This is a genomic window from Acidovorax sp. HMWF018 (genome assembly GCF_003061035.1).
Taxonomy (GTDB): Bacteria; Pseudomonadota; Gammaproteobacteria; order Burkholderiales; family Burkholderiaceae_C; genus Acidovorax; species Acidovorax delafieldii.
Map to the genome: position 1 here is coordinate 7371 of NZ_QAIM01000669.1, position 7917 is coordinate 15287.

A 7917-nucleotide genomic window follows, 5' to 3' on the forward strand; every position below is an offset into this window, starting at 1 on the left:
CGAGGAAGGCATTGGCCATGGGCACGTCGATGGCGTTGAGTGCCTCGGGCCGGTTGAAGCGCAGCGTGGCGACGGCGCCCTGGCGCTCCAGCAGCAGGGGCGGCTGTGGGGCGGGCGCGGACGGTGCGGTAGCGGCTGCTGCAGGGTCTGTGGCGGTATTTTTCATGTCAAATCCGCTTCAAGCGCTTGTGGATATTGCGCTATCAGCTCCTGTTTTGATAGTAATTGGGTTCCAATGCGCCGAGCCCTGGGCTATTGGTACAGCGCCTCGATCTCGGCCGCATAGGTCTTGTAGATGCTTGCGCGGCGCACCTTCATCGTCGCGGTCACCTCGCCGTCGTCGTGGTCCAGCTCCTTGGTCAGCAGGTGGAACTTGCGGATTTGCGAGACCTGCGCGAGGCGCTGGTTGCCCTGGTTGATTTCGGCGTCGATGAGGACACGCACCTCGGGGTGCTCCACCAGCGAGCGAAAGTGCGTGAACGGAATGCGCCGCGCCTCGGCCCACTTGCCCACGGTCTCGTAGTCGATCATCACCAGTGCGCCGACAAACTTGCGCGCCTCGGCCACGATGATGCATTCCTTGATGAAGGGGCTGCCCTTCATCGTGTTCTCGATCTCGGACGGGGTGAGGTTCTTGCCACCGGCCGTGATCATGATGTCCTTGAGTCGGTCCACGATCTGGATCTGGCCTTGCGATTCACGCACCACGTCGCCCGTGTGCAGCCAGCCATCCACGATGCTGCTGGCCGTGGCCTCGGGGTTCTTGTAGTAGCCCGCAAACACCATGTCGCCTCGCAATTGCAGCTCGCCGTTGTCCGCAATGCGGTGCTCCACGCCCAGCGTGGGCACGCCGACGGTGCCCACCACCACGTGACCGAGCCGGTGGCCTGTGACCATGCCGGTGGATTCGGTCAGGCCATACACCTCGATGAGCGGCACGCCCAGCACGCGGAAGAAGCGCACCACATCGGGCGGAATGGGCGCGGCGCCGGTGAGCGCCACATGGGCATTGCGCAGGCCGATGAAGTTCTGCAGCGCGCGGAACACCAGCCAGTAGCTCGCGGCATAAGTGAGCTTGTCGCCAGCGCTCCAGTTGCTGTGCGGCTTCTCGGCCAGCGGTTTGCAGGCGTTGTAGGCCTTGTGGAACAGCGCGCGGCGCAGGCCACCGGTCTCTTGCAGCTTGATGTGGATGGCGGCGTGCAGCTTTTCCCAGATGCGGGGCACGCCCAAGAACATGGTGGGCGCGACTTCGCGCAGGTCTTCCTGCACGGTGCGGATGGACTCGCCAAAGTTCACCTGCGAGCCGATGTACACCGGCACAAAGCTGGTCAGCATCTGCTCGGCCACATGGCACAGCGGCAGATACGACAGGTGCGTGGTCTCGCGCGACAGCTCCAGCCGGTCCACGATGCCCGGCACCACGCCCCGGATGTTGCGGTACGAAATCATCGCGCCCTTGGGCTTGCCGGTGGAGCCCGAGGTGTAGATCATCAGGCCCACATCGTCGAGCCGCTGGCGCGCCAGGGCATCGTCGATGATGGCCTGCTGGCCCGACGCCGCGCCCAGCTGCTCGACCTCGTCAAACGTGGTGATGAACTGGCGCACCTCGGGCGCAAAGCTGCGCAGGCCCTTGGTCTCCATGACCACGATTTTTTTCAGGCGCGGCAGCTCGGGCAGTGCGGCCAGCAGCTTGTCGGTCTGCTCCTGGTCTTCGCAGACCATGATCTCGATGTCGGCATGGCCGACCACATAGGCCACTTCGTTGGTGGGGCTGGTGGGGTACACACCCACGGTCACCGCGCCCACCAGGCCCGCGCCCATCTGGGCTAGCACCCATTCGATGCGGTTCTCGGAGATCACGCCCACATGCCCGCCCGCAGGCAGGCCCAGAGCGCGCAGACCCAGGCCGAAGTGACTGGCACGCTGGTGGTACTGCGCCCAGGTGAAGGGCTTCCAGATGCCGAAGTCCTTTTGCCGGATGGCGATGCGCTGCGCGTCGGTGCGTGCGCGCTCGCGCAGCATCTGCGGCAGGGTGAGTTCGGGGAGTTTCATCATGTCAACGGTCCGATGCGCGTTGCGTCAACAGTGGCTTGTGATACCGGCGCGGCGCAGGCCAGGGCAGCCGTGCAAGGGCCGCCCCGCCGCACTGGCTGCGTCCACCTTCCCGAATGGCGCAGCCATTCGAGAGAAGGGGGAAGGCGCGAAGCGCCTCAGGGGGATGTACTCTTATGACAGCCATCTTTTGCGGCGCTTGTAGTGCTTGATGTCCTTGAAGCTCTTGGCCTCGCCGCCACCACCCATGCCGAGGTAGAACTCGCGCACATCCGGGTCGTTGGCCAGGCGCTCGGCCGTGCCGTCGATCACGATCTTGCCGTTCTCCATGATGTAGCCCCGGTGCGCCACGGCCAGGGCCACGGTGGCGTTCTGCTCCACCAGCAGCATGCTGGTGCCCCGCTCGGCGTTGATGCGCGCGATGATGGTGAAGATGTCTTCGACCAGCTTGGGGGAGAGCCCCAGCGAGGGCTCATCGAGCAAGATGAGCTGGGGCTGCGCGATGAGCGCGCGGCCAATCGCCAGCATCTGCTGCTCGCCACCCGACAGGTACCCGGCCAGGCCCTTGCGCCGCTCATGCAGACGCGGAAAGTAGCTGTAGACCAGGTCGAAATCCGGCGTCGCATCCTTGCGCCCGGTGAGCGCATAGGTCGCCGCCACCAGGTTCTCTTCGACCGTGAGGTCTTCAAACACGCGGCGGCCTTCCATCACATGGCTCAGGCCGTTGCGCACCAGCTGCTGTGGGGCCACGGCGGCCGTGGGCTGACCGTTGAAGTGGATGCTGCCGCTTTCGACCACGCCATCTTCCAGCGCCAGCAGGCCCGAGATGGCTTTGAGCGTGGTGCTCTTGCCTGCCCCGTTGCTGCCCAGCAGCGCCACGATCTGCCCACGTGGCACGGCCAGCGACAGGCTGCGCAGGGCCTGCACCACCTTGTTGTAGATGACCTCGATGTTGTTGACTTCGAGGACGTGGGCCGGGGTTGGCTGGGTCATGGCGCAGGCAGTGTCAGAGTTTGATCCAGTTCGATGCCGCGACCATTTTTTGCGCCTTCATATCGGCGCGGTACACACGGCCCACGGGGATCGAATTGCCGCTGATGGTGATCGGCACGCCGATCAGCCCGCCGGTGTCGAAGTCCTTGATGGAGTTGAGCGCTGCCTTCAGGTTGGGGCCGGTGAGGGGCTTGCCTGCATCCAGCGTGCGCTTGGCTGCCTCGGTGAACAGCATCGCGGCCAGGAAGCCCTGGATGTAGGCCGTGCTCTGGTACTCGGGCCGCAGGGCGCGGATCTTCTCCAGCATGGGCGCCTTCTCGGTGTCGTAGTAGTAGCGATACGGCATCACACCCATGAAGCCGTCGGCGGCGTCGCCCATCTTCATGACGGTGGAGCTGTCCATGGTCCAGAAGGTGCCCATCCACTTGCTGGTCATGCCCTGCTGCTTGCCCTGGGTGATGAACTCAGGGATGGGCGCGAGGATGTAGCCGTGGAAGATGGTGTAGTCGGGCGCCGCGCGGCGCAGCTTGATGACTTCGGTGGAGACGTCCACGCTGCCGGCGGGCGTCATGATCTTGATGGGCACCGACAGGCCCAGCTGCTTGGCCATGGCTTCGCTGGACTCGATGGGGTCGCGGCCGAATTCAGAATCGGAGTACACGAAGGCCACCTTGGCACCGGGCTTTTCCTTGGCGATGTGCTTGAGCAGGATGCCGAACATCTCGGTGTAGTCGGGGCCCACGAGGAACTGGTTGGGGTACTTCTTGGGGTCGTTGAGTTCGGTGGCAAACGACGCGCCCGCCATCAGGATGTTGCCGTTACGGTCCAGCTCTGGGTTGATGGTTTTGGAGAAGCCTGTGGAGTCACCGTAGTAGAGGTTGACCTTGTTCTGGCTGGTGATCTTCTTGAACGCAGCCACTGACACATCGACCTTGTAGCCGGTGTCTTCGGGCACGTACTTGACCTTGCGGCCCTTGATGCCACCCGCGTCGTTGAGCATCTTCACGTAGTCGCCCATGCCCGCGTTGATGCCCACGCCCGCAAACGCGAACACGCCGGTGAGCGGGATGGAGCCGCCGATCACGATCTCTTCAGCGCCTTGGGCCAGCACCGACAGCGGGCTGGTGAGGGCTGCGGCACCAGCGGCTGCCAGCAGGGTGCGGCGGCGTGGGGAGGTGGGGGTGGGCTGCATGCGTGTCTCCTTGGGGGTTAGTTTCTGAAAGGCCAGAGATGGAAGAAACGACGGACGCGCCGCCACACTTCGGCCAGGCCATGGGGCTCGAAGACGAGAAAACCGATGATGAGCAGGCCAAAGATGACGGTGCGCACGGGCGAGAGGAACACGGTGAGTTCACTGCCGCCGGGCATCAGGTCCACCACGAGCTTGAGCAGCTCTGGCACCATGGTCATGAACACCGCGCCCAGGATGCCGCCCAGGATGGAGCCCATGCCGCCGACGATGATGGCCGCGAGGAAGAAGATGGACATGAGCAGAGGAAAGCTCTCGGGCGTGACCACGCGAAAGAAATACGCCCACAGGCCCCCGGCCACGCCCGCATAGAACGACGACAGCCCAAACGACAGCAGCTTGTAGCGCAGCAGCGGTATGCCCAGCACCTCGGCCGAGATGTCGCGGTCGCGAATCGCGATGAAGGCACGGCCCACGCGCGTGCGGAACAGGTTGGCCGCACCCAGCAGCATGAGGAGGGTGACCGGCACGATGAGCCAGTACAGGCGGAACGAGGTGTCGAGCGCCATGCCAAACAGCTTGGCGGGCGGCACGCTCAGGCCCCCGGTGCCGCCGGTGAACTTCCAGTTGGCAAAGATGAAGTGCGCGATGAACGATGCGGCAATGGTGGCAATCGCCAGGTACAGCCCCTTCACACGCAGCGAGGGAATGCCCACCACGATGCCGCCCAGCATGGCGACCAATCCTCCGGCCAGCAGGTTGAGCACAAAGGGCGTGCCTACCTTGGTTTCCAGCACGGCCACGGTGTAGGCCCCCAGGCCCATGAAGGCGGCCTGCCCCAGGCTGACCAGCCCCGTGTAGCCCGTGAGGATGTTGAGGCCCGTGGCGCTGGCCACATTGATGCTGACCAGGCAGGCCAGGTAGAGCCAGTAGTCGCTGGCCATGAAGGGGAACAGCACCAGCAGCGCGGCTCCCACGGCCAGCCACACCTTTTGCGTGCGCGAGTCGAACAGCGCCGCGTCGGCGATGTAGGTTTCCTTGAGGGTCCCGATGCGCATCAGAGTCTCTCTATCTCGTGGGTGCCGAACAGGCCGTAGGGCCGCACCAGCAACACGGCGACCAGCACGATGAAGGTGGCCAGCAGCTTGTATTCACCGCCCAGGTAAGCCCCGGCCAGCGCCTCGATCAGGCCGATGAGGATGCCGCCGATGAGTGCGCCCAGCACGCTGTCGAGCCCGCCCACGATGACGACCACCAGCACTGACAGACCGAACACGCCCATGCTGGACGAGATGCCACCGATCGAGCCCACGATGATCCCGGAGATGGCGGCCAGCATGGCCGAGGCCACCCAGGCCAGCGAGAACACGCGCGGCACGTTGATGCCCACCGAGTACGCGGCGGCCTGGTCGCTGGCCGTGGCGCGCAGGGCCACGCCGCCGCGCCAGAAGCGGAAAACCACCAACACTGCTGCGATGAACGCGATGGCGATCACGGCGCCCCAGAACACCTTGGGCGCGAGGAAGGCATCCCCCACCATGATGGGCTGCGTGGGCATGAAGTCGGGTAGACGGCGCTGGTCGGCCGTCCAGATCATCTCGACCAGGCCCACGAGCACCGAGGCCAGGCCCACGGTGACCATGAAGACGGAGATGGGTGGTTCGCCCAGCAGCGGGCGGATCATGGTGCGCTCGATCACCGCGCCCAGCAGGCCCGTGCCTAGCACGGCGGCCGGGATGGCCAGCCACAGCGGCAGCGCAAACATCGATGCAAAGGTGAAGAACAGGTAGGCGCCCACCATGAGCAGTTCGCCAATGGCAATGTTGACCACACGCGTAGCCTTGTAGACCATGACGAAAGCCAGTGCGGCCAGCGCGTAGAGACCGCCACCGGCGATGCCGGTGAGGCTGATCTCAAACAGGTAGGCCCAGTCGAAGTTGCCGGTCATGCGGTGGTCACTCCCTGCAGCTTGGCACGCAGGTCGCCCACGTCGCCCGCGCCCAGGTAGGCGCGGATGACCTCGGGGTCCGCCTGCACCTGCGCGGGCGTGCCCTGCGCGATGACCTGGCCGAAGTTGAGCACCACCACATGGTCCGACAGGTCCATCACCATGCCCATGTCGTGCTCCACCATCAGCACCGTCACGCCCCACTCCTCGCGCACGTCGAGGATGAAGCGCGCCATGTCTTCGGTCTCTTCACGGTTCATGCCGGCCACGGGCTCGTCCAGCATCAGGATCTGCGGCTGCATGGCGAGCGCGCGGGCCATTTCCACGCGCTTTTGCAGGCCGTAGGGCAGGGCCGAGACCGGCGCATGGCGAATGTGGTCGATTTCGAGAAAGTCGATGATGCGCTCCTCGATGTCGCGGCGCAGTTCGGCCTCTTCGCGTCGGGCGCGGCCGAAGTACAGCAGCGCGTCGAGCACGTTGGTTTTGAGGTGCGCGTGGCGGCCCAGCTTGATGTTGTCGAGCACCGTCATGCCGCGAAACAGCGCGATGTTCTGAAAGCTGCGGCCCAGGCCCAGCTTGGCGCGCTGGGGCGCGGGCACGCGGGTGATGTCCTGCCCCTGAAAGCGGATCGAGCCCTGGCTGGGCCGGTAAAAGCCCGAAATGGTGTTGAACAGCGAGGTCTTGCCCGCACCGTTGGGGCCGATGACGGCGGTGATGGAGCCGGGCTGCACGTCAAAGCCTACGCCGGTCAGCGCCTTCACGCCACCGAACGCCAGGGTCACGCCCTGCACCTGCAGCAGGGGCGTGGCAGCAGCGGGGCCGGAAGGGGTTGTCTCCATTGGCTTTCTAATACGGGTTGACTGCAGCTTTTGACAGAAATTTCGATGGAACCCAGCGCAAATTTCCTACTTTTGCGTAAACTGTTTACTCGCAAGTAGATTCTGGAAGCCGCGACCCTCATCAGCATCCGTACTTTCCCGAGGAACTGCCATCCATGCCCCACGCCAAAGTGGCACCCCGCCGCCGCAGCGCCACCGCCACCGCCGCAGCCCCGTCTTCGCCACCCGCTGCCAAGCGAGCCACGCCGGTCAAAGCGGCCAAGCAGGCCAAGGACACGCCCGCCCAGGCCGCAGCGGCTTCTCCCTGGCCCCCGGTGTCGCACCGCGAGCGCCAGCGCGAGGCCAAACGCAATGCCGTGCTGCAGGCAGCGGCCCAGCTGTTCAACGAACGCGGCTTTCACGCCACCTCGCTCGACGACATCGCCGCGCGCCTGAACGTGACCAAGCCCACGCTGTATTACTACGTGAAGAACAAGGACGAGATCCTGCTGCAGTGCGTGAGCAAGGGGCTCACGATGATGCTGGAGGGGATTGATGCCTCGCGCGCAGCGGGTGGCAAGGCCATTGACCAGCTCATGACCTGCATGCAGGTGTATGCGCGCATCGTCACCATGGACTTCGGCATGTGCCTGATCCGCGTAGGGGACGAGCAGCTGCCCCCCGAAAGCCGCAAGGAGCTGCGCCGCCTCAAGTCCGCCATCGACCAGGAGTTCCGCCGCCTGGTGGCCGAGGGTGTGGCCGAAGGATCGCTGCAGCCCTGCGACCCGAAGATGACAGCCTTTGTGATTGCCGGCGCCCTGAGCTGGATCGGCCGCTGGTACCAGCCCTATGGCGAATACACGCCCGAGCAGGTGGCGCAGCAGTGCATTGCGACGCTGTGTGATGGGGTGCTGCGG

Annotated in this window: 7 protein-coding genes and 1 pseudogene; 1 reads left to right on the forward strand and 7 read right to left on the reverse strand. The window is 64.9% G+C overall.

Annotation, left to right across the window (positions count from 1 at the left end; all coding sequences use genetic code 11):
* The 7 genes and pseudogenes from DBR23_RS32070 to DBR23_RS28510 all read right to left on the reverse strand — a co-directional run.
* Positions 1-166, reverse strand: a pseudogene (locus DBR23_RS32070) (enoyl-CoA hydratase); the annotation flags it as partial.
* 86 nt (positions 167-252) lie between these two features.
* Positions 253-2055 carry a long-chain fatty acid--CoA ligase gene (locus DBR23_RS28480; protein WP_108500288.1) on the reverse strand — a complete coding sequence of 601 codons (1803 nt, stop codon included), beginning with the start codon at positions 2053-2055 and terminating at the stop codon, positions 253-255.
* Positions 2056-2226: 171 nt separating this feature from the next.
* Complete coding sequence (locus tag DBR23_RS28490) at positions 2227-3045, reverse strand: ABC transporter ATP-binding protein (RefSeq protein WP_108500290.1); 819 nt, start codon at positions 3043-3045, stop codon at positions 2227-2229.
* Positions 3046-3058: 13 nt separating this feature from the next.
* Positions 3059-4237 (reverse strand): ABC transporter substrate-binding protein, encoded by a 1179-nt coding sequence (locus DBR23_RS28495; protein ID WP_108500291.1) that lies wholly within the window; start codon positions 4235-4237, stop codon positions 3059-3061.
* A gap of 17 nt (positions 4238-4254) precedes the next feature.
* Entirely contained in the window at positions 4255-5292 is a 1038-nt protein-coding gene (locus DBR23_RS28500; RefSeq protein WP_108500292.1) for a branched-chain amino acid ABC transporter permease, read from the reverse strand.
* On the reverse strand, positions 5292-6182 hold the full coding sequence (locus DBR23_RS28505; protein WP_108500293.1) for a branched-chain amino acid ABC transporter permease: 891 nt from the start codon (positions 6180-6182) through the stop codon (positions 5292-5294). Before DBR23_RS28505 ends, DBR23_RS28500 begins: the two co-directional genes overlap by 1 nt.
* Positions 6179-7021 (reverse strand): ABC transporter ATP-binding protein, encoded by an 843-nt coding sequence (locus DBR23_RS28510; RefSeq protein WP_108500294.1) that lies wholly within the window; start codon positions 7019-7021, stop codon positions 6179-6181. Before DBR23_RS28510 ends, DBR23_RS28505 begins: the two co-directional genes overlap by 4 nt.
* Before the next feature lie 155 nt (positions 7022-7176).
* Between DBR23_RS28510 and DBR23_RS28515 the strand changes: the two genes are divergently transcribed.
* On the forward strand, positions 7177-7917 hold a 741-nt coding region (locus DBR23_RS28515; RefSeq protein WP_233250805.1), incomplete at its 3' end, for a TetR/AcrR family transcriptional regulator.